The 22,475-nt window shown below is 34.5% G+C and carries 19 protein-coding genes and 1 pseudogene (1 of these 20 cut by a window edge); 14 read left to right on the top strand and 6 right to left on the bottom strand.

Features of this window, described 5'->3' with window-relative positions; translation table 11 throughout:
• Window positions 1–698: the 5' portion of a serine hydroxymethyltransferase gene (gene glyA / locus BST92_RS14715; RefSeq protein ID WP_105072148.1), read on the bottom strand. It extends 580 nt beyond the left edge of the window; 698 of the gene's 1,278 nt are visible here — the first part of the coding sequence; its start codon is at window positions 696–698; its stop codon lies off the left edge, out of view.
• A gap of 105 nt (window positions 699–803) precedes the next feature.
• On the opposite strand from glyA, the gene fahA reads away from it, so the two are divergent.
• The 12 genes and pseudogenes from fahA to BST92_RS14655 all read left to right on the top strand — a co-directional run bounded on the left by fahA (window position 804) and on the right by BST92_RS14655 (window position 16,472).
• Window positions 804–2,096, top strand: coding sequence for a fumarylacetoacetase (gene fahA, locus BST92_RS14710; RefSeq protein ID WP_105072147.1), 1,293 nt, complete (start codon window positions 804–806; stop codon window positions 2,094–2,096).
• Window positions 2,097–3,284, top strand: a complete 1,188-nt coding sequence (locus tag BST92_RS14705) for a hypothetical protein (RefSeq protein WP_105072146.1) — start codon at window positions 2,097–2,099, stop codon at window positions 3,282–3,284.
• Window positions 3,285–3,357: 73 nt separating this feature from the next.
• Window positions 3,358–4,962 (top strand): bacillithiol biosynthesis cysteine-adding enzyme BshC, encoded by a 1,605-nt coding sequence (gene bshC / locus BST92_RS14700; RefSeq protein WP_105072145.1) that lies wholly within the window; start codon window positions 3,358–3,360, stop codon window positions 4,960–4,962.
• Window positions 4,963–5,034: 72 nt separating this feature from the next.
• Window positions 5,035–6,570 carry a glutamine-hydrolyzing GMP synthase gene (gene guaA / locus BST92_RS14695; protein ID WP_105072144.1) on the top strand — a complete coding sequence of 512 codons (1,536 nt, stop codon included), beginning with the start codon at window positions 5,035–5,037 and terminating at the stop codon, window positions 6,568–6,570.
• Between the two features lie 6 nt (window positions 6,571–6,576).
• Window positions 6,577–8,511: an amino acid ABC transporter substrate-binding protein gene (locus BST92_RS14690; RefSeq protein ID WP_105072143.1), complete on the top strand. Its 1,935-nt coding sequence runs from the start codon at window positions 6,577–6,579 to the stop codon at window positions 8,509–8,511.
• Entirely contained in the window at window positions 8,511–8,912 is a 402-nt protein-coding gene (locus BST92_RS14685; protein ID WP_105072142.1) for an OsmC family protein, read from the top strand. Before BST92_RS14690 ends, BST92_RS14685 begins: the two co-directional genes overlap by 1 nt.
• A gap of 2 nt (window positions 8,913–8,914) precedes the next feature.
• On the top strand, window positions 8,915–9,439 hold the full coding sequence (locus BST92_RS14680; RefSeq protein WP_105072141.1) for a DUF922 domain-containing protein: 525 nt from the start codon (window positions 8,915–8,917) through the stop codon (window positions 9,437–9,439).
• A gap of 160 nt (window positions 9,440–9,599) precedes the next feature.
• Window positions 9,600–11,207 (top strand): CTP synthase, encoded by a 1,608-nt coding sequence (locus tag BST92_RS14675; RefSeq protein WP_105072140.1) that lies wholly within the window; start codon window positions 9,600–9,602, stop codon window positions 11,205–11,207.
• Window positions 11,208–11,300: 93 nt separating this feature from the next.
• Window positions 11,301–13,133 carry a membrane protein insertase YidC gene (gene yidC / locus BST92_RS14670; RefSeq protein WP_105072139.1) on the top strand — a complete coding sequence of 611 codons (1,833 nt, stop codon included), beginning with the start codon at window positions 11,301–11,303 and terminating at the stop codon, window positions 13,131–13,133.
• A gap of 231 nt (window positions 13,134–13,364) precedes the next feature.
• The gene (locus tag BST92_RS14665; RefSeq protein WP_170061764.1) at window positions 13,365–13,922 is read left to right on the top strand and encodes a SprT-like domain-containing protein; all 558 of its coding nucleotides are present in this window, start codon (window positions 13,365–13,367) and stop codon (window positions 13,920–13,922) included.
• A 2-nt stretch (window positions 13,923–13,924) separates the two neighbouring features.
• Window positions 13,925–15,000: pseudogene (locus BST92_RS14660) on the top strand (mannose-1-phosphate guanylyltransferase).
• The gene (locus BST92_RS14655; RefSeq protein ID WP_105072137.1) at window positions 15,000–16,472 is read left to right on the top strand and encodes a DUF389 domain-containing protein; all 1,473 of its coding nucleotides are present in this window, start codon (window positions 15,000–15,002) and stop codon (window positions 16,470–16,472) included. Before BST92_RS14660 ends, BST92_RS14655 begins: the two are co-directional and overlap by 1 nt.
• Before the next feature lie 23 nt (window positions 16,473–16,495).
• Here the strand turns inward: BST92_RS14655 and BST92_RS14650 are convergent, their stop codons facing one another.
• From BST92_RS14650 to BST92_RS14640, 3 genes are all read right to left on the bottom strand, one after another.
• Complete coding sequence (locus BST92_RS14650) at window positions 16,496–17,095, bottom strand: MCP four helix bundle domain-containing protein (protein WP_105072136.1); 600 nt, start codon at window positions 17,093–17,095, stop codon at window positions 16,496–16,498.
• An 85-nt stretch (window positions 17,096–17,180) separates the two neighbouring features.
• Entirely contained in the window at window positions 17,181–17,945 is a 765-nt protein-coding gene (locus tag BST92_RS14645; protein ID WP_105072135.1) for an ABC transporter ATP-binding protein, read from the bottom strand.
• Entirely contained in the window at window positions 17,942–18,682 is a 741-nt protein-coding gene (locus BST92_RS14640) for an MlaE family ABC transporter permease (protein ID WP_105072134.1), read from the bottom strand. Before BST92_RS14640 ends, BST92_RS14645 begins: the two co-directional genes overlap by 4 nt.
• A gap of 96 nt (window positions 18,683–18,778) precedes the next feature.
• Here BST92_RS14640 and pafA point away from each other — a divergent pair, with 96 nt between their 5' ends.
• Window positions 18,779–20,464: an alkaline phosphatase PafA gene (gene pafA, locus BST92_RS14635; protein WP_170061763.1), complete on the top strand. Its 1,686-nt coding sequence runs from the start codon at window positions 18,779–18,781 to the stop codon at window positions 20,462–20,464.
• Window positions 20,465–20,527: 63 nt separating this feature from the next.
• Window positions 20,528–21,019 carry a DUF6646 family protein gene (locus BST92_RS14630; protein ID WP_105072132.1) on the top strand — a complete coding sequence of 164 codons (492 nt, stop codon included), beginning with the start codon at window positions 20,528–20,530 and terminating at the stop codon, window positions 21,017–21,019.
• Here BST92_RS14630 and BST92_RS14625 read toward each other — a convergent pair.
• Window positions 21,016–21,870, bottom strand: coding sequence for a glycosyltransferase family 2 protein (locus BST92_RS14625; RefSeq protein ID WP_105072131.1), 855 nt, complete (start codon window positions 21,868–21,870; stop codon window positions 21,016–21,018). The two genes, BST92_RS14630 and BST92_RS14625, sit on opposite strands and share 4 nt — an antisense overlap.
• Before the next feature lie 5 nt (window positions 21,871–21,875).
• Window positions 21,876–22,403 (bottom strand): class I SAM-dependent methyltransferase, encoded by a 528-nt coding sequence (locus tag BST92_RS14620; protein ID WP_105072130.1) that lies wholly within the window; start codon window positions 22,401–22,403, stop codon window positions 21,876–21,878.
• Between the last annotated feature and the right edge of the window lie 72 nt (window positions 22,404–22,475).

Below are 22,475 nucleotides of genomic sequence, written 5' to 3'. Positions count from 1 at the left end.
ATGATTCCTCCTCTAGGGCCTCTTAAAGTTTTATGAGTTGTACTAGTACAGATGTGGGCATGAGCAACTGCATCTTGTAATATGCCTTTGGCTATTAATCCAGCAGGATGAGCTATGTCAGCTAACAATATTGCACCAATGCTATCTGCTATTTCGCGGAATCTCTTATAATCTATTTCTCTACTATAAGCAGATGCACCAGCTATTATTAATTTCGGTCTTTCTTTTTCTGCTATCTTCTGAATTTCATCATAATTTAATAAACCAGTTTCTTTTTCTACGCCATAGAATGATGTTTTATAAAGTTTTCCCGAGAAATTAACTGGTGAGCCATGTGTTAAATGACCTCCATGAGATAAATCAAATCCTAAAATCTTTTCTCCTGGTTTTAAACATGCATGAAAAACAGCAGTATTGGCTTGACTTCCAGAATGTGGTTGAACATTTACATATTCTGCGTTAAAAAGTTCCTTAGCACGTTCAATTGCTATGGTCTCAATTTCATCAACAATTTCGCAACCACCATAATATCTTTTGCCTGGGTAACCTTCAGCATATTTATTAGTAAGTATAGAGCCTGCTGCTGCAAGGACATCATTACTTACATAATTTTCACTAGCGATTAATTCCAATCCAGTTATTTGTCTTTCTTGTTCTTCCTGAATTAAATCAAAAATCTCGTTATCGTTGTTACTCATAATTTTTATCGTTAAGATTAAAACAAAAATAAATCATTGCTCTTTGCAAACGTTACGAATATGATATATTTGGATAGTTTTTTTAACAGGATATAAAAATATAATATGCCACTTCAAACTAACGACCCAAATAGAAAATCATGGATAGGCTATAGCAGCGATTCTCATTTTCCAATTCAGAACATTCCGTTTGGTGTGTTTTTAACTAGAGATAACGTCATAACCATTGGTACTAGAATAGGTGATTGGGCCATTGATTTAGGTGCGTTACAAGAAATGGGTTATTTTGACGGTGTCCCACTTACCGATGATATGTTCATGCAAGACACTTTAAATGATTTTATATCAGATGGAAAAAAAACGTGGAGACTTGTGCGTAATCGCATCGGTGATATTTTTGATTCTGAAAACCCAATTCTTAGAGATAATAAAGAGCATAGAAACCGAATCATATTCAATATGGATGAAGTTGAAATGCAACTTCCTGTATTAATTGGAGATTATACAGACTTTTATAGTAGTAAAGAGCACGCTACTAATGTAGGGACTATGTTTAGAGATCCAGATAATGCTTTGCTTCCTAATTGGTTACATATGCCTGTTGCTTATCATGGACGATCAAGTACCATTATACCTTCAGGAATACCCATACATAGACCTCAAGGGCAAACAATTCCTGCCGGTAGTGATCTGCCAGTTTTTGGACCTTCAAAATTAGTAGATTTTGAATTAGAAATGGCATTCATAACTACTGATGCTAACAATATGGGGCAACCGATAAGTGTAGAAGAGGCAGAGGATTATATTTTTGGAATGGTGGTATTTAATGACTGGAGTGCAAGAGATATTCAGAAATGGGAATATGTGCCATTAGGTCCTTTTTTGGCAAAAAACTTTGCAAGTTCTATTTCTCCATGGATAGTTACTCTTGATGCGTTAGAGCCATTTAGAACTAGTGGTCCAGCAATGGAGAAACCTGTTTTAGATTATTTGAAATCTGATAATAATAAAACATATGACATTCATCTAGAGGTTGATATAACCCCACAACAAGGAAAACCTACTACCATATGTAAATCTAATTTTAAACATTTATACTGGAATATGTCTCAACAATTAGCTCATCATACCATAAATGGATGTAGGGTGAACAGTGGAGATATGATGGGAAGTGGAACCATTTCTGGTCCCAAACCAGATTCTTATGGTTCAATGCTTGAGTTAAGTTGGAGAGGTGAACGACCTGTGAAATTAAACGATGGTACAGAGCGCAAATTTATCAATGATTTTGACACAGTAACCATGAGAGGCTATTGTAAAAATGGACCTGTTCGCATTGGTTTTGGTGAAGTTTCTAATCAATTATTACCAGTATACGAACCTAAATCTAAGCACTAGATGAGGACTCTTTACTTCTTATTATTAGTATCTGTCACTTTGTGTAGTTGTAGCAGCGTTAAAAAGGCTGAAACTGCTATTAACACAGGAAATTTTGATCGAGCAATTGATATTGCAATTAGCAATTTAGCCAGTGATAAGAATGCAAAATGTAAACAAGAGTATGTTGTTTTATTAGAAGACGCTTTCGCGAAAGCGGTATCAGAAGATCAAATTGTACTTAATAGATTACAATCTGATCCTAATCCTGCGGTACTAGAATCAATTTATGAAACCTTACTGAATATGCAGTCGAGGCAATCAAAAATTAGACCTTTATTACCTTTGAAAATCTTTGATACGGGTAAGTTGGCAAGTTTTCCGATGATTGATTATTCTAAGCAAGTTATCGAGGCAAGAACAACACTTTCAAATCATTTATTAGAAAGTGCTAGAAGTTCCCTTAACGTCGCAAATACTTTACAAGCACGTGTTATTTATGATGATTTGATTTACCTCAATAATATTAATCCTGATTATAAAGATACTTCACAATTATTAGAAAAAGCATTAGAAAAAGGAACTGACTATATTATTGTCTCTTTGAAAAATGATACTCAATTAGCTATACCAAAAAGATTAGATGAGGAGTTGCTTAATTTTTCAACATATGGACTAAATGATAAGTGGACTGTATATCATAATAGGAATAATGACAATATTTTTTATGATTACAGTCTAGACATTAATTTTAGAAATATAATTATATCACCTGAGCAAGTTTTACAAAAAGAACTTCAAAGAGAAAAACAAGTCATAGATGGTTTTGAATATGAGTTAGATGAGCGTGGTAATGTTAAAAAAGATAGTCTAGGTGATGATATCAAAAAAGACAAGTACAGTCTGGTAAAAGCAACAATATTTCAAAGCATTCAACAAAAAGAAGTAACCATAGATGCAAATATTATTGTAAGTAATAGAAATACGGGACAATTAGTGGATCGTTTTCCCGTATCAAGCACCTTTATATTTAATTATATCTATGGTCGTGTAAATGGTGATAAGCGTGCAATAGATGAAGATTATTTACAAACTCTTAATGCTCAAGCGATACCGTTTCCAACTAATGAGCAGATGATTTACGATGCAGGAGAAGATTTAAAATTACGTATCAAAGAAGTTCTTACGGGTTTAAAGTTAAAGAGGTAATTCTATAAAAAAAATCATCCAAACTATCTTGTTTTAAGAACTATTTCACATCTCTAGTTCTATATTTGAATCTATGATTTTAAATAAACTTACCTATCCAGACGCAAAATACTTTTCTTCTTTAATGGAAGATTATCTGGTAGAGAAAGACGTGTTAAGAAATTTGTACCATAGATTTCCACGGTTAGAAAGTTTTCAAGATCAAATTAAAGAAAAGCAAGTAGAATTCAATCTTAAACCTAAGGCTAGACATATTCTTGTTCAATCATTATTAAATCAATATAGTGAACTGAACAGCGCGCAAGATTCTTTGAATAATATCAATTTATTAAAAGATGAAAAAACGTTTACTATAACAACGGGTCATCAACTTAATCTATTTACTGGACCGCTATACTTTATATATAAAATTATATCTGTTATAAATCTGTGCAAACAATTAAAAGTTGCATATCCATCCTATAACTTTGTTCCTGTATATTGGATGGCGACTGAAGATCATGATTTTGAAGAAATTCAGTATTTTAAATTTCATGGTAAGAAAGTATTGTGGAATAAAGAGGCAAAGGGTGGTGTAGGTAGATTGAATACAAATGGTTTAAAAGATGTTTTAAAAATTTTTAAAAGTCAATTAGGTTCTAGCATTAATGCTCAAGAAATAGTTGAGCTCTTTCAAACTGCCTACATAGAACATGATAATCTCGCTAATGCTACACGTTTTCTTGCACATCAATTATTTGGTTCAGACGGTTTAGTCATTATTGATGGTGACGACCGTGAGCTTAAAAGATTAATGTTACCACACTTTAAGGATGAACTGCTACATCAAACTAGTTACCATCACGTTTCAAATAGCATACAACAATGGCCAGTAGATTATAAAGTACAGGTATCACCTCGTGAGATTAACTTATTTTACCTTAAAGATGATTTAAGAGAGCGTATTGTTTTTGAAAATAATCAATTTAAGGTGCTTGAAACTGAAATTTCTTTTTCGGAAAAAGAAGTCTTGACAGAACTAGAAAAGTTTCCTGAGCGTTTCTCTCCTAATGTAATCATGCGCCCATTATATCAAGAGACTATTTTACCTAATCTTTGTTACATAGGTGGTGGTGGAGAAATGGCTTATTGGTTAGAGCTCAAACAATATTTCAACTCTCAAGATATTACATTTCCTATATTATTAATGCGCAACTCTGCACTAATAATGTCTAATAAGGAATATGATAAAATACAGAAGCTAGATTTAGAAATTAAGGATTTGTTTCTTAAAGATTATCAGCTAGAAGAGAAGTTAACCCGACAGTTGAGCGAAATTGAAATTGATTTTTCAACTCAAAAAGAGCATCTTAAAAATCAATTTAAAGAACTCTATATCATAGCGCAGCAAACAGATCATTCATTTTTTGGAGCTGTAGCAGCGCAGGAACGTAAACAGATAAAAGGATTAGAGCACCTAGAGAAAAGACTTTTAAAAGCTCAAAAACGTAAACTAAAGGATTATTTAGAAAGAGCATCTACTGTTCAACAGCATTTATTCCCTAACTCTAGTTTACAAGAACGTCAAGAAAACTTCTCAAGTCTTTATGTAGAATATGGAGCAAATTTGATAAAAATACTAAGAGATAACCTTGATCCATTAGATTTTAGATTTTCTGTTATTATACTTGATTCTTAATTATCTTTAAAACACGTTAACAAAAGTCTCGTTTACAGATTTACTTTCACTCATAAAAAAGTAAATTTGCGCATGCAACATGATAAGGTTTTAATATTAGATTTTGGATCGCAGTACACACAGCTTATTGCGCGCAGAGTTCGAGAGTTGAACATCTATTCCGAAATACATCCATTCAATAAAGTTCCATCTAATCTAGACGATTATAAAGCAGTCATACTATCTGGTAGTCCCATGTCTGTGCGTTCAGAAAACGCATTTCACATCGATCTCAATGAAGTAAGAGGTAAAAAACCTTTACTTGGTGTTTGTTATGGCGCACAATATCTTGCACACTTCCATGGTGGTGAAGTAGGTGCTTCTAGTACTAGAGAATATGGTCGGGCAAATTTATCCTATGTAAAATCAAATGAAACTTTTTTAGACGGGATCTCATCTGGTAGTCAGGTATGGATGAGTCATAGTGATACTATCAAAAAATTACCTACTAATGGTGAGTTACTTGCCAGTACACATGATGTTGAAAATGCCGCCTATAAAATTAAAGGAGAAGATACCTATGCAATCCAGTTCCATCCAGAGGTTTATCACTCAACAGATGGAAAACAGTTACTGGAAAACTTTTTGATTAAAATAGCAAATGTAAATCCCGATTGGACACCTAATGCCTTTGTAGAAGAAACCGTAGAGGCTCTTCAGGAAAAAGTTGGTGGTGATAAAGTAGTCTTAGGTTTAAGTGGTGGAGTAGATTCATCAGTCGCGGCGATGTTATTACATAAAGCAATAGGTGAAAACCTATACTGTATTTTTGTAAATAATGGCTTGCTACGTAAGGACGAGTATACACAGGTTCTACAGCAGTATGAAGGTATGGGCTTGAATGTAAAAGGTGTTGACGCTTCGGCACGGTTTATGGATGCACTTGCGGGATTAGATGATCCAGAGTTAAAGCGCAAAGCAATAGGTCGTGTTTTTATTGAAGTATTTGATGATGAAGCAAAAGAGGTGCAAAATGTAACCTGGTTAGCACAAGGTACCATATATCCAGACGTGATAGAAAGTGTAAGTGCAACCGGTGGACCTAGTGCAACTATTAAATCGCATCATAATGTAGGTGGCCTACCAGACTTTATGAAATTAAAGATAGTAGAGCCGCTTAGAGCATTATTTAAAGATGAAGTAAGAAGAGTAGGAGCGTCGATGGGTATGGCTGCAGATCTTTTAGGCAGACATCCATTTCCTGGACCAGGATTAGCAATTAGAATTTTAGGGGACATCACTCCAGAAAAAGTTGCTATCTTACAAGAAGTAGATGCTGTATTTATAAATAACCTCAAGAAATGGGATTTATATGATAAAGTATGGCAAGCAGGTGCTATTTTACTGCCAGTAAATAGCGTTGGAGTAATGGGAGATGAACGTACTTATGAAAAATGCGTTGCATTGCGAGCGGTAGAAAGTACAGATGGTATGACAGCAGATTGGGTCAATCTACCTTATGAGTTTTTACAAGCAACCAGTAATGAGATAATAAATAAAGTAAAAGGCGTTAATAGAGTGGTGTATGACATCAGTTCAAAGCCGCCAGCAACCATAGAATGGGAATAATATAGTATGAAAAATATAATCTTAATAGTCTTTGTTTTTTTCGCTTTCGCGAAAGCGAATGCAACCACTTTACAAAACTATAAACAGCATGTCGTTCAAAAAGGTGAGACCGTTTTTAGTATCGTAGGAAAATATAAAATCAATGCCACAGAATTAACTCAACTTAATCCAGACATCAAATCAGGATTAAAAGAAGGTTCGATATTGCTTATTCCTACCAGTTCTAAGGTTTTAACACAGCGTAAAATCGTAGAGTACAAAAAACATAAAGTACGTCGTAAAGAAACTTTATATGGTATAGCAAAAAAATATGAAGTCACAGAGCTTGATATCAAAGAAGCAAATAAAGAACTCTATTCTCAAGGGTTAAGAAAAGGTGATCGCATACAGATACCTGTCTTTGAAGAAATAGAGATGCCAGTTGCTGTACAACCAGTAGAAGAAGCTGTTGTTGATCAAGTGCTGAGTGATGGTGAATATCGAGTACTACCTAAGGATACAAAATTTGGTATAGCTACTAAATATGGAATAAAAGTACCTGTATTAGAAGAGCTTAATCCAGATTTGAAGGATCTCCATCCTGGAATGATCATTAATGTGCCAATTGTAAAACAAGTTGTTGAAGAAAATTCTAATACAAATTTTAATGCTGGTGATTCTATCATTAAAAAGTTTGTAAATTATGAAGTTCCTGCAAAAATGACTATGTACTCTTTAGAAAATCTAACAGGTATTTCTGAAGATTCACTTATCGTCCTAAACCCACAGATTAAAGAAGGCCTAAAATTAGGTATGAATATTAGAATCCCTAATCCTAATTTTAGCGTTGGACAATTAAACGTGATGAATTCTAAAGTTACTGGATTTGCAAATCTATTAGATAGTATATCTAATTATAATCCACAACGATTTGCGGTTATGCTACCGCTATCCCTTAATAAATTAGGTGATGATACTTCAGATGATGAACTATTGCGCAAGGAGTCTGCAACACGCATCGCTTTAGACTTTTATAGTGGAATGACTATAGCTAGAGATTCAGCACAATCGTTAGGAATTATGGTGTCATTTGATGTTTTTGATACTCAAAAAAGTTCTAGTAAAGTAAATTCCATTATTAAGTCAAATGACTTTAATGGATATGCCGCTGTTGTTGGACCATTATTAGCAAAAAATGTCGTTGAAGCTGCAAAAGAATTAAAAAGTGATGGTATACCAGTGGTGTCACCATTAACTAATACTGACGTACGTCTTTATAAAAACCTTTTTCAAGCGAGACCTGATCAGGATTTATTAAAACAGAAACTTATGAATTATCTCGTTGCTAATGCTGAAGGTAAGAACATCATATTAGTGACTGATGCTAAAAAGCCAGAGTTAAAGAACGAGTATCTAGCTTTATTTCCTAATGCAAAAGAATTAAAGCCTAACAAGGATAACTATATTTATAAGCAAACATATGTGAATGCATTAGATTCTGAAAAAGAGAACTGGATAATACTTGCGGTAGATAATGAAGGTTTTATTACAGATGCTATATCACACTATTCTGCTAAGGCAAAATCTCATAATATCAGTATGTTCGGGTATGAAAATTACGATGAATTTGACTTACCTCACATGCGTTTAGGATCACTTAAATACACATATCCTAGTATTAATAGAGATGCTGGTAGTGATAATAGTTTTGCAAAACGTTATTATAGTAAATATAAAATATCGCCTAATGCATATGCGACTAGAGGATTTGATGTTGCAATGGATCTTATATTAAGAAATGCAAGTGCTGGTAATCTATATGATAGTGCGATGAATAATGGTAGTACATCTCAAGTAGAAAATAAATTTAATTATTCAAAAAAATTCATGGCTGGTTATTATAATGAATCAGTTTATTTATTACAATATCAAGAAGATTTAACCATTAAAGAATTAGATTGATGACATCAACTGTGACATACATAGGAGATTTAAGATGTGAGAGTAAGCACTTAAAAAGTGATAACACTTTCACAACAGATGCGCCTACTGATAATAATGGTAAAGGCGAGGCTTTCTCACCTACAGACACGGTAGCCACTGGGCTTGCTAGTTGTATGATTACTATGATGGGAATAAAAGCAAGAGATTTAGATATTGATTTAAAAGGAAGCGTCGCTCAGGTTACAAAAACTATGGCTGCAAATCCACGTCGTATTTCTCAAATTGATGTCACTTTAGATATGAAAGGAAACTGCGATAAAAGAGCGCAACTTATCTTAGAGCGCATCGCAAATACATGTCCTGTTCATGAAAGTCTTCATCCAGATATTGTTAAGAATATAACTTTTAACTGGTCTTAAACATGCGCTGGTCAGTTCTTCTCATAACTGTTTTGTGGACTATTTTGTTAGTACCAGAGAAGAAGTTTACATTTCAAGAAAAACCAGTTTTAACTTGGGATGATTTTATGGGAACTCCACCGGTAGATGCACATCATGCAGCTAGCGTTAATTCTGGTATAGCTTATGCTTACTCTGCAAAGAGGTTTCGTGATCAAGTAGTCATTGAATTTGATGTGCGCAGTGAATTTTATCCACAACTCAGTTGGAAGAAGGATTTGCTAGAAGATGATGAACAATTGTTAAGACACGAGCAGTTACACTGGAATATTTCAGAGCTACACGCTCGACTATTAAAGAAAGCTTTTAATGATTATCAACCTACTCAAAATTATAAAGTGGAGATTCTAGATATTTTTAAAAGAATAGAGGCTAATCGACAGACTATGCAAGGCCGTTATGATAAAGAGACTAATCACGGGCTACTGTTGTCTAAACAAAGAGAATGGGAAACTTATATATCTCAAGCATTTTTCAAAACCAGTTAAGCTTAACACTAATTCTCAATTCTATTTTTAACAATCGTTAAACAATAATTGTTATGTGTATATCTATTTAAAAGTCCTTAAATACTCGTCTTTTTCCTTTCTTTAATTCTACATAAAATGACTACTTTTGCAGCTGATTTTAAAAGCTCAGAACACGTTTATGGCACACGCTAAATACATTTTTGTAACCGGTGGAGTTACCTCTTCTTTAGGTAAAGGAATAATAGCCGCATCTCTTGCAAAACTGCTTCAAGCGCGTGGTTTTAGAGTTACAATACAAAAGCTTGATCCTTATATTAATGTTGATCCTGGAACTCTTAATCCTTATGAACATGGAGAGTGTTATGTCACAGAAGACGGCGCAGAAACTGATCTAGATTTAGGTCACTATGAGCGTTTTTTAAATGTGAATACCTCGCAGGCTAATAATGTCACTACTGGTAGAATTTACCAAAGCGTCATTCAAAAAGAGCGTCGAGGAGAATTTTTAGGTAAGACAGTTCAAGTGATTCCTCACATCACTGATGAAATAAAGCATCGCATTCAAATTCTTGGAAAATCCGGTGATTATGATATTGTAATTACTGAAATAGGTGGTACTGTAGGTGATATAGAGTCATTACCATATATAGAAAGTGTAAGACAATTAAGTTGGGAATTAGGAGAGCATAACTCAATGGTTATACACTTAACATTGATTCCATATTTAAGTGCCGCTGGAGAATTAAAAACTAAACCTACTCAACACAGTGTAAAAACTTTGATGGAAAGTGGTGTGCAGGCAGATATATTAGTATGCCGTACAGAGCATGAATTATCTGAAGAAATTAAGACTAAACTAGCGCGTTTCTGTAACGTGCGTCGTGAGGCAGTCATACAATCAATTGATGTTGAAACCATATATGATGTGCCTAATAAAATGCTTGCCGAAGGTCTAGATAAAGTAGTTCTAGAAGAATTAAATCTAGATGTTCAAAAATCTCCAGACCTAACTAATTGGAATGAGTTTGTACAACGTCATAAGAATCCTAAAAGTGAAGTAACTATAGGTCTGATAGGTAAGTATGTAGAACTTCAAGACTCCTATAAATCCATATTAGAATCATTCATTCATGCAGGAGCAGCAAATGAGGTAAAGGTAAATATAGAGTCTATTCATAGTGAATTTCTTGAGGTTGATAATATAGACGCCAAGTTGTCGCATCTAGATGGATTATTAGTGGCGCCAGGTTTTGGAGAACGTGGTATAGAAGGTAAAATAGAAGCTGTACGTTATGCTCGAGTAAATAAAATGCCTTTCTTTGGTATATGTTTAGGAATGCAAATGGCTGTTATAGAATATAGTAGAAATGTTTTAGGACTTAAAGATGCTAACTCTGTAGAGATGGATGAAAAGACCGCAAATCCTGTTATTTCTCTAATGGAAGAGCAAAAAAACATTACTAATATGGGTGGAACCATGCGACTAGGTGCATGGGATTGTGAGTTAAACGGTGGCAATGTGTCAGATATTTATGGATCAGGCATGATTTCTGAACGCCACAGACATCGTTATGAGTATAATAATGAATATAAGGAGCAACTAGAAAAAGCTGGATTAAAATCTACCGGTGTTAATCCTAAAACAGGTTTAGTAGAGATTATAGAGATAGAAGACCACCCATGGTTCATCGGTGTTCAATATCATCCAGAATATAAGAGTACAGTGGCAAATCCACATCCTTTATTCAAATCATTTGTAGCGGCAGCAGCTGCGAGAAAGCAATAAGATTATAAAGATTGCGCTTTCGCGAAAGCGTGTAAAAATCAATCAACCGGTTCTTATATAGAACCACAGTACAACCCTTGCGAGGGAAATTTTATGGAACAAAAATCAATCGACTGGAAGTCAATAGTAGGAATGGGACTTATTTTCATTATCCTTATGTACTGGTTCAGTCAGAATCAAGCAGAAGTAGAATCTGATCCAAATGCTACAACAGAGACTACTGCGTCTACAGAAGATACCACGCCACAATTAACCTCTAATAATGATCCGGCGACGGCTCCTATTAGCAACGGTGTTTTTCAAGCAGGCTCAAATGAAATAATCACTTTTGAAAATGATTTAATTCAATTTAAAATTGATTCTAAAGGAGCTTTAATTCAAGAAGCGTTATTGAAAAGCTACAAAACCTATGACTCTTTACCAGTTTATCTGGCAAAACCTAATGAGAAAGATCACCAACTAGATCTGGTCTTTGTAACTAATGATGGTCGTAAAATGCATACTAAAGATATGAGTTTTACACCATCACAGTCTATGAATGGTTCTAATAAAGTATTATCTTTTAAAGCAAACGTAGGTCCTTCTCAATTTCTGGAATTTAGATATGAATTAGAGCCTAGTGACTATATGATGGATTTTACAATCCGTTCTCAAGGTTTATCTCAAACATTTAATACTGCAGACGCTCCACAACTTAACTGGGAAATGCTTGCTTATAAGCGCTCTAAAGGTATGGATAACGAGAACCGTTATACAGAAATTAAGTTTGAGTATGGAGATGGTAGTGATGACTATACTGGCCAAGGTGCTGAGGCTGATGAAGAAGAAGAAGACGTCTCTTATATCGCCTATAAACAACACTTCTTTACATCTATTCTTTTAACAGATACACCATTTAAGAAGGCTAAGTTAATCTCAGAGAATATCGCTTCTCAAGATGATGAGCAAGATACTTATACTAAAAAATTCAACTCTCAAATTGAGTTAGAATATACTGGTGGTGAACTAGCATACAATATGGACTGGTATTTTGGTCCGACAGATTATGATATTTTAGATGATTATGAACGTAATCTAGATGAAGTTGTAGATTTAGGTTGGGGAATTTTTGGATGGATCAATGAATTTGTAATACGTCCATTATTCTCGTTATTAACTAAAAATGCCGGTATACCTTATGGAATAGCTATTATTCTTTTAACGATATGTGTACGTATCATTTTATCTCCTGTATTATATAAGAGCTACATGACTCAGGCAAAAATGAAAATTCTACGTCCAGAATTAAATCGTATTGCCGAGAAGTACAAGGACAACGCGATGAAGAAGCAGCAAGAAACGATGCGTATTCAGAGTGAGGCTGGTGCCAGTCCACTATCGGGTTGTTTACCAGGGCTATTACAAATGCCTGTTTTCTTTGCACTCTTTGAGTTTTTCCCAACAGCCTTTGATTTAAGGCAAAAGAGTTTTCTATGGGCAGACGATTTATCAAGTTATGATGAGATTTTTAAACTACCATTTAACATACCATTCTATGGTGACCATGTTAGTTTATTCCCTATTCTGGCTTCGATTGCAATTTTCTTTTACATGCAAATGACTACCGGTCAGACCATGCAAAACACACAGCAGCCTGGTATGCCTAACATGAAATTTATAATGTATCTATCACCATTGTTCATGCTAGTATTCTTTAATAACTATGCCAGTGGATTATCATTGTACTACTTTGTTTCTAACTTAATTACCATAGGTATTATGCTAGTAATTAAAAACTTTGTAATCAAAGAAGATAAAGTACTTGCTAAAATTGAAAAAGCAAAAGCAGCACCTAAGAAAAAGAAAGGACGTTTTGCTTCTAAAATGAGCGAGATTATGGAGCAGGCGCAAGCACAACAAGAAGAGCAAAAGAAAGGTAAGAAGTAATTAGGTAGATAAGATCTACGGTTATAATTACTGATGACCTATTATTAAATATTTAAAATCCCATCTAGTAATCTAGATGGGATTTTTGCTTTTATATGTTTTTACAAAGTTTCTTAATAACTAAGCTCAATTTCTTTTTATTATCCTGTTTTTCATGCCTAAATTGTAATTCATTTAAGTATTCAATTATTAGTGTCGGTTTTAGAAAAGTACATACCACGACTTGCTGTAATGCCTTTAACACAATTGCTAGAGATGAATGCTGTTCATCTTAAAATTGTAAATGAACGTAAGACTAGGCATGGTGATTATAGACCACTACCAGATGGATCTCACCGCATTACCATTAACGCAAACTTAAATCAGTATCGTTTTTTAGTAACATTAGTTCACGAGATAGCTCATTTAATTGCTTTCAAAAAGTATGGTAGAGCTATTAAACCACATGGAGTAGAGTGGAAGCATACCTTTCAACATTTAATGCTACCATTTTTAAGACCAGATATTTTTCCCAATGACGTTTTGCCTTTACTGGCCAGACATTTTAAAAATCCAACAGCCAGTAGTGATACTGATGCACATTTAAGTGTAGCTCTTAAAAAGTATGATGCTGCCACTGATAAAAATTATATATTTGAGTTAATGCAAGGCGCTATTTTTGCCACTGATAATGGACGCAAATTCCAGAAAGGTAAAAAGCTGCGCAAGCGATATGAATGCTTAGAAATTGAGAGTGGTAAAGTATATCTTTTCCAGCCCAATGTTCAGGTAGAAGTTTTAAAAAGTTAAGAATGAGTAATAAATATGCAGTTATAATGGCCGGTGGAGTCGGTTCCCGATTCTGGCCAGTAAGTAAACAGTCATTTCCTAAGCAATTCCATGATATGCTAGGATTAGGTAAGTCATTATTACAAATGACCTTTACCAGATTGCAAGCTCAAATACCAGCAGATAACATTCTTATTTTAACTAATGAGGCTTATGTAGATCTTGTTAAAGAACAATTACCTGAGGTGTTACCAGAGAATATCGTTGCAGAGCCTGCCATGCGCAATACAGCACCATGTATTTTACTTGCGGCATTAAAAATTCAAAAAATGAATCCAGCCGCTAGTATGATCGTTGCGCCCAGCGACCATTATATTGCCGAGGAAGATCTTTTTAATGAAGATCTAGCGACCACATTTGCCTTTTGTAAGCAACATCCACAGGCATTGATGACTCTAGGGATTCAACCTACATCACCTAATACTGGTTATGGATATATTGAGTATAATCAAGAGACAACAGATGTAAAAAAAGTAAATCAATTCCGTGAGAAACCTAATTTAGAAACAGCACAGCAATTTATAGATGCTGGAAATTTTTTATGGAATGCTGGAATATTTATATGGAGTGTAGATGCTGTGGTTAACGCTTTCGCGAAAGCGCAACCTACCATGACCCAACTATTCACCAACGGCATGCAAGTTCTAAATACGGAAGAAGAAGTGTCGTTTTTAGAGAGTGAATATCCAAAGGCAGAGAACATATCAGTAGATTATGCCATTATGGAAAATTCTGAAGAGGTTTATGTCCTACCGGCTAGATTCTCTTGGAACGATTTAGGTACTTGGGTTCCTTATATGATAAACTTGATAAGAATGAAGCGTCTAATGCCATTGTCAATGCTAGTGTCACAGCGATTGAATCACATGGCAATATGGTGAGAACAGCGCCTGGTAAAAAAGTGATTTTACAAGGTCTAGAAGATTATATAGTGGTTGATCAAGATGATGTATTAATGATTATCCCTAAAAATGCTGAGCAAGAAATTAAAGAAATCCGTAATACGGCTATAGATAAGTACGGTAAAGAAATTGGGTAATGGAATCACAAGAATCACAAAATTCACAGACTGAAATTGATAACAGTCTTGAAGTTAATCAGCAAAAAATTAGTGGTATTTGGGACAATATCATGGCATTTTTACATGAGCTATTAGATATTAGAAAAGACTCAGATAGAGATGAAACCATTGAGTCTGTTAGAAAAGATATTTCTTTTCAAGGTCATAATGCATGGATTCTAATCTTCTCTATTTTTATTGCTTCTATAGGACTTAATGCAGACTCAACTGCAGTTGTAATAGGAGCCATGTTAATCTCTCCACTTATGGGACCTATTGTAGGTATGGGATTAGGTACAGCGATTAACGATGATACCATGTTGCGCAGGTCGTTGATTAACCTAGGTGTAATGATGGGGTTATCACTTTTAACAGCTTCATTGTACTTTTTAATCACACCAATGAAGGAGATTACCAGCGAATTAGATGCTCGTACGTATCCTACAATACTCGATGTTCTTATTGCAATTTTTGGAGGATTAGCATTAATTGTTGCCAAAGCTAAAAAAGGGACAATATCTAATGCTATTGCTGGTGTAGCGATTGCTACAGCGTTGATGCCACCATTATGTACGGCAGGTTATGGTATTGCGACGTGGCAATTAAAGGTTTTTGGAGGTGCGATATACTTGTTTTGTATTAATGCAGTTTTCATCGCTTTATCCACTTATTTAGTGTGTAAACTTCTTGCGTTTCCTATGGTAAAATATGCCAATCAGGCCAAACGTAAACGCGTGTCCAGATTAGCTTCACTTATTGGGTTTTTAGTATTATTACCTTCTATTGTATTGTTTTATCAGTTATTACAGGACCAATTAAGACAAAATGCCGTGAATCAATTTATGAATGAAATTGTTCAATACGATGGTATGAGACCTAACGACGACTGGAATAAGGATACTCAAACCCTAGATATAGTCATGTTAGGTGCGCCAGTTCCACAACCTATCGTTGATGAATGGAAGAAAAAATTTAATTCACAAGAACATCTAGAAGAAGCCAATGTTAGATTTTATCAAGGTAGTACGATGCCTGATGTTAATAATGAAGGCGTTGAAATAGTTCAGGAAGAATTAATTGATAAATTAAGACTTATACAAGATAAAGATGTGCGAATTGCTGCCCTTGAGGATGAATTGAGGCGTGTGAATGAACAAGGTAAGAACTTTGACATCATTAGTGAAGAGGTACGATTGAACTATCCTCAAATCTCTAGTATAAGCTATGCTGAATCTGTGAATAAGGATTTTATCACACAACTTACAGACACGATTGCAGAGTATAATATCCGTTTTAACGATACGACTTTAACCCAGCAAGATCGCGGTGCGATAAAAACACGCATGGCAAACTGGTTGCAATACCGCCTTAAAACCGACAAGATTAAAATTAATGAGTTGGAACGTAGTGTGGTTAGTACTACAGATACCGTTGAAGTTTCTAATCCTTAAATGGCAATGAGAGTTGTATTATTTTAATTCTTTTTAGGATTATAAAGAATTATAACTTGAATGATAATGGCGAGAACAATCATAATCCATACTTCCATTTGAGTTAAAAGCTCCATGGACGCCATCGCCTTTTTACCGATGTGCATCTGGCGATTGCCTTCTTTTATTTGAATATCTGACAGTTTGAGAAGTGTCTCATTGATCAAGTCTAGTTGCTGTTGTAAGCGACTGTTGTCTTGACCGTTTACAGCTGTAAAATTAGTAGCGTTTTCTAATGTGAATAGAGCAGCCAGCTCTGTTTCTAGATTATTAAAAACTTTTTCTTCTTCGAGAGTTAGTTTAGTGGTAGAAAACTGCGTCATAGAATCATTTAATTCATTTTGAGCCTTGTTCTTTTGAGATAAATAAGCCGTAGTATTATTTAAAGCAATAAGCAATTCTTTCTCGTGAATCTCTAACTGAATGTCATAAATCAAATCCTTAGCAACCAGACGATCTTCATAAATAGTAGAAACCGAATCTTGTACTCGCTTAAAGTTATTGCGATCTATGAAATTAGTCGCGAGTATAAGCGCAATGACTAGAAATAAACCTACCGACCACTTTATCTTGTTACTGACCATAATATACTTTTAAGTTTCTTAAAAATATGAAAATAGCCGTATTGAAATAATAATGTTATGTAATTATTAACGAATATTTGACAGCTTAAAACCCTTCATTTTGCGCAATACGTACTTTCTTAAATAAGTCTGAACTATAAACAAAGTCGGTTACCGCTTCATTATCTGTTTTAAAAATCTCTTTGTTACTTCCTTCCCAAGCTATCAATCCGTCTTTAAGGAAAACAATAGTTTCACCTATTTCCATTACTGAATTCATATCGTGAGATATAATTACGGTCGTAATGTTACGCTCGTGTGTGATTTCTTGAATCAATTGATCGATTACGGTTGCCGTTTTAGGATCTAATCCACTATTGGGCTCATCACAAAATAAGTATTGTGGATTGTTTGCAATTGCTCTACCTAGGGCAACACGTTTTTGTTGTCCACCAGAGATCTCACTAGGCATTTTTTTATTTAGATTGACTAGGTTAACACGTTCTAAAATTTCGTTTGCTCGTTCTCTACGTTCAGCAAGTTTCATTCTAGAAAACATTCTAAGTGGAAACATGATGTTTTCTTCAACTGTCATAGAGTCAAAGAGCGCACTGTGTTGAAATAGCATACCCATTTCTTTACGCAAGTCACTTTTACGATCTATATCCATATCTAATAGTGACTCACCAGAGTATATAATTTCTCCTTCATCAGGTTCAAATAGCCCTAGCATATTTTTAAGGAATACAGATTTACCAGATCCACTGGCACCTATGATCATGTTCGTTTTACCTTGCTCAAATCTAGCATCAATACCTTTTAGGACCGCTTCTCCATTAAATCCTTTATGTAAGTTTTTAATTTCTATCATGTGGTCAGAAGTATTTGTGTAAGTATATAATTAGCTACAATAATTGCAACACAGGTCCATACAAAAGATGTTGTAGAAGCTTTACCTACTTCAAGTGCACCGCCTTCCATATAATAACCATGATAACTAGGAATAGTGGCTAGTAGAATACCAAAAACCATTGTTTTGATAAAAGCATATGCTATATGCCATGGTATAAAAGTGTCCTGCAATCCTATTACAAATTCTTCTAAACTCACTAAATTACCATAAACGCTGGCAAGAAATCCACCAAAGATTCCAACAAACATGATGATAGCGATCAAGAAAGGATAGAAAAGTAATGCTATAATCTTAGGGTAAATTAAATAGTTAAGAGGATTGATACCCATTACCTCTAATGCATCAATCTGTTCAGTCACTCTCATAGTACCTATACTAGAGGTAATATAAGAACCTACTTTACCTGCCATAATAACAGAAATAAAGGTAGGAGCAAACTCTAAAATGATAGATTGTCTGGTAGCAAATCCTATCAAACTTTTAGGAATCAATGGATTATCTAAATTCAAGGCGGTCTGCAGTGCTACTACTGCGCCCATGAATAAAGAAATAAATGCTGTAATACCTATGGAGCCTATGACTAGGTCATCGATCTCTTTAAGTATCAGCTCTCTTAGTACAGATGTTTTTGTAGGTCTTTTAAATACACCTATTAACATCAACATATATTTACCTATGTGTCTTAGAAATCTCATGAATGGTAAAAGTAGATAAAAAATCTATGAAGGGATTTAATGCAATCTTAAACTTTCTGCTTTTCATTATCCTTATTTTTGCACAAAATTTTTGACATGAAATCTTTTTGGACAGCATTACTTTTTACATTTTTATTGATTAGTTGTGGTACGCTTCCGCAAAAGCAGGAAACCTTAACTAATAATAGTAAAAATACCCAACCGTTTTCTACCACAAATACAGTAAAACCTAAACTAGTAGTTGGAATTGTAGTTGATCAAATGCGCTACGATTACCTTACCCGTTTTTACAATAGATACGGTGACGGTGGTTTTAAGAGATTAATGAACCATGGTTTTAACCTGACTAATAATCATTATAACTATGTTCCTACATATACTGCACCAGGTCATGCATCCATCTACACTGGTACTTCACCTATGAATAATGGAATCATTGGAAACAACTGGTTTGATAAATTTGAAAATAAATCTATTTATAATGCTAGTGATGATAGTGTCGAGCCTGTAGGAACTACAAATGCAGAAGGTAAGATGTCTCCTAGAAGATTATTAACCACAACTGTTACAGATGAATTAGAATTACATACACAAGGACGATCTAAAGTGATAGGTATTTCTATAAAAGATCGTGGAGCAATTCTACCAGCAGGTCATGCTGCAGATGCTGCTTATTGGTATCGTGGTGGCGATGAAGGTACATTTATTTCATCTACTTTTTATATGAATGAATTACCACAATGGGTAAAGGAGTACAATTCTAGCAATCCGTCGCAATCCTATATGAAAGAATGGAATACGTTATACCCATTAGATTCATATCTTGCAAGTGGTACCGATTTAAACGAATTTGAAAAGGCGCCGCGAGGTAAAGAAACAGCGACCTTTCCTTATGATTTGCCAGCATTACAGGATAAAAATGGAGGTTATAGTCTATTGAAGGCTACACCATATGGGAATAGTCTTGTAGCAGATTTTGCCATCGCAGCCTTGCATAACGAGCAAATGGGGAAAGATCATATACCTGATTTTTTAGCGATCAGTTTTTCTAGCACAGATTATGTAGGTCATCAATATGGAGTTAATGCTGTAGAATTAGAAGACACCTATCTAAGATTAGATCTTGAAATAGAGCGACTTCTTAATGCTTTAGATAATCAAGTAGGTGATGGTAATTACACCATTTTTTTAACCGCAGACCATGGTGCAGTCAACAACCCAGCTTACTTACAATCACAAGGTATCGCTGCAGGATATTTTGAAAATGATGATTTAGAAAAGTTTTTAAAAGAAAAACTGACGTCTACATACGGGAATGAGTTACTTATAAAAAAAATATCAAACAGTCAGGTCTTCTTAGATTATCAAGAATTAGAAAAAGCTCAATTAAAATCTGAAGAAGTACAGCGATACTTAAGTATATTATTAACTAATTATCCTTCTGTTGATAAAGTTTTTACAAGAGAAGCCTTAACTAATTCAAACTTTACAGATGGAGTAGGAGCATTAATACAAAACGGATTTCATCACAAACGCAGTGGTGATGTCGTTTATGTACTTGAACCTGGTGTGATAAGCTATTCACGAACCGGTAGTACACACGGTAGCTCGCAAAGCTATGATACTCATGTGCCATTGCTATTTTATGGAGCAGGAATTAATAAAGGCACTAGTGCACAGCGTACACATATTATAGACATAGCACCTACCATTTCTAATCTTTTGGGCATCAGTTTTCCCAATGGAACTACAGGGAATCCAATACTATCTGTATTAAAATAACTTTGGTGAATAATAGGATGGCATTATAATTATATTTGTATCCTAATTATTAAACTATAACAAATGAAAAAAATATTACTTATACTGGCTCTTATAGCTACCACAGCAGCAACTGCCCAAGTTTATACAGGTAAAGGAGATCAAAAATTCCAGGTAGGAGCTGACTTTCAATCTGGATCAACAGGTGTGCAAGCCACCTATGATTATGGAGTAGGAGAGAACATTTCTTTTGGTATCACAGCAGCATATGCTTTAGGTATAGATGATGATGTAAGTGTAGATTTTGATGAGAGAGCAATGCTACGTTTACGATTTAACGCAAACATTGGAAATGTAATAAACGTCGATCCTAATTTAGATATATATCCAGGATTAGGTTTCAGTACTAAGAATTTTGGTGGTCACTTAGGTGCGCGTTATTTCTTTACTGATGGTTTTGGTTTATATACTGAGGCTGCAGTACCGTTTGCATCTTATAAAACTGAAGACTTAACACCAGCTGAAGATTTGTACAATCAGTTTACAATCAGCTTTGGAATGTCTTTCAACTTCTAGAAACCTATTTTAGATTTAATACCTTTCCAACGGTATGATCTTATAAATCGACCTTGATCTTCTGTTACTAGAGGTTCAAGGTTCTTTTTTTGGGCTATTTTGTAGCCGTTTAAATAATCAGGAATGAGCTGGAATTGCTTCTTGTTCCATGCCATTTTTGCAGCAGTTATAAAAGTAAGCCACCATCCATAGCGCATTTTATAAAAAGCTTCACCTTGCAGGTATTTTGCCTTTGAATTATAGGAGGCTCCAGTTGGTTTAAGATGCTTGACATGTAAATCGGGAATAGTAATAACTTGCCAGCCGTAATATCGCGCCAGCATCTCGTCAATCGTATCCCAACCTATAGACGATTTGAGTCCGCCGATTTCTTGAAAACATGCCGTACGATATGCCTTTAAGGCGCCACGTATATGGTCTTTATTAGTTCCTTTCTCGAGTTCCCAGCTCGCATTTTTTTCTATAGAGCAGTGACCGGCAACCATACCGTTGGTATCGCTTTCGCGAAAGCGTGTTGCAATATTATCTATATAGTCTATTGGAAAAATAAGATCAGCATCAAACTTACAGATGATGTCAAAATCTGAAAGATTGATATGAGAAAGTCCAAAGTTAAAAGCATTAATGACTTTAGAACCAGGAATATTTTGATCACTAGATTGATGTGTAACCATTTTAATGACCTCGTTGTCTTTCAAATAAGAATTTACTATTTCTAAAGTATTATCTGTTGAATTATCGTTGACAATAAGAATTTTGGAAATTTTGAAATTTTGAGATAATAAGCTGTCGAGCGTTTTGGCTATAAAACGTTCTTCATTGTAAGTAGGAATGATGACAGCAATTTTCATTATGTCTAAGATGATATTTTTTCACAGTAAACGAGATAATAACGATTTGTGAAATATCGCAGTAATGGTCTAATACCTAGTTTCTTTACTGGATTAGTAAACTTAATACTATCCACAACTTTCCAGCCAGCTTTTTCTAGCACATAGTCCAGTTGCCATGGTTCAAACTCATGATAATGTTGATCTCTAATGTCATTTTTATTACGATAAGCACTGGCAAACCATAATTTTAATGGAACGCTTATCACCGCTTTATTACATGGAATTGCTTTCAATGAACTATAAGGACTCACCAAATGTTCAAATATTTCAAATGCGGTTACCACATCACCATTGAAATTTTCAATCTCACTTACATCATCGTCAAGATCTTTACCACTAGTATTCTGTACAGTATAACCAGCTTTTTTCATAATCTTAGAAAAGGGATTTACTACACCTAGATCTAGAATAGAAGCATCTTTAGAAACATATTTTTCTAAAAATTCTAAGGTTAAATTAAATCGTTTATGAGGAAAATTTTTTTCGTACACTGGGCTGATAGAACTTTATGTTAATTTCAAAAGTAACGCATCAAGAACTTTTAAGAGTAATTGATGCGTTAT

This window comes from Nonlabens arenilitoris (genome assembly GCF_002954765.1).
GTDB classification, from domain to species: Bacteria; Bacteroidota; Bacteroidia; order Flavobacteriales; family Flavobacteriaceae; genus Nonlabens; species Nonlabens arenilitoris.
Note: the sequence above shows the minus strand (reverse complement) of the source record. Positions and strands in the feature narration are given on the sequence as shown.

Coding starts and splice junctions, on each gene's coding strand:
- fahA (WP_105072147.1), top strand. CDS start 804: ATGCCACTTCAAACTAACGACCCAAATAGAAAATCATGGATAGGCTAT.
- BST92_RS14705 (WP_105072146.1), top strand. CDS start 2,097: ATGAGGACTCTTTACTTCTTATTATTAGTATCTGTCACTTTGTGTAGT.
- bshC (WP_105072145.1), top strand. CDS start 3,358: ATGATTTTAAATAAACTTACCTATCCAGACGCAAAATACTTTTCTTCT.
- guaA (WP_105072144.1), top strand. CDS start 5,035: ATGCAACATGATAAGGTTTTAATATTAGATTTTGGATCGCAGTACACA.
- BST92_RS14690 (WP_105072143.1), top strand. CDS start 6,577: ATGAAAAATATAATCTTAATAGTCTTTGTTTTTTTCGCTTTCGCGAAA.
- BST92_RS14685 (WP_105072142.1), top strand. CDS start 8,511: ATGACATCAACTGTGACATACATAGGAGATTTAAGATGTGAGAGTAAG.
- BST92_RS14680 (WP_105072141.1), top strand. CDS start 8,915: ATGCGCTGGTCAGTTCTTCTCATAACTGTTTTGTGGACTATTTTGTTA.
- BST92_RS14675 (WP_105072140.1), top strand. CDS start 9,600: ATGGCACACGCTAAATACATTTTTGTAACCGGTGGAGTTACCTCTTCT.
- yidC (WP_105072139.1), top strand. CDS start 11,301: ATGGAACAAAAATCAATCGACTGGAAGTCAATAGTAGGAATGGGACTT.
- BST92_RS14665 (WP_170061764.1), top strand. CDS start 13,365: ATGCCTTTAACACAATTGCTAGAGATGAATGCTGTTCATCTTAAAATT.
- BST92_RS14655 (WP_105072137.1), top strand. CDS start 15,000: ATGGAATCACAAGAATCACAAAATTCACAGACTGAAATTGATAACAGT.
- BST92_RS14650 (WP_105072136.1), bottom strand. CDS start 17,095: ATGGTCAGTAACAAGATAAAGTGGTCGGTAGGTTTATTTCTAGTCATT.
- BST92_RS14645 (WP_105072135.1), bottom strand. CDS start 17,945: ATGATAGAAATTAAAAACTTACATAAAGGATTTAATGGAGAAGCGGTC.
- BST92_RS14640 (WP_105072134.1), bottom strand. CDS start 18,682: ATGAGATTTCTAAGACACATAGGTAAATATATGTTGATGTTAATAGGT.
- pafA (WP_170061763.1), top strand. CDS start 18,779: ATGAAATCTTTTTGGACAGCATTACTTTTTACATTTTTATTGATTAGT.
- BST92_RS14630 (WP_105072132.1), top strand. CDS start 20,528: ATGAAAAAAATATTACTTATACTGGCTCTTATAGCTACCACAGCAGCA.
- BST92_RS14625 (WP_105072131.1), bottom strand. CDS start 21,870: ATGAAAATTGCTGTCATCATTCCTACTTACAATGAAGAACGTTTTATA.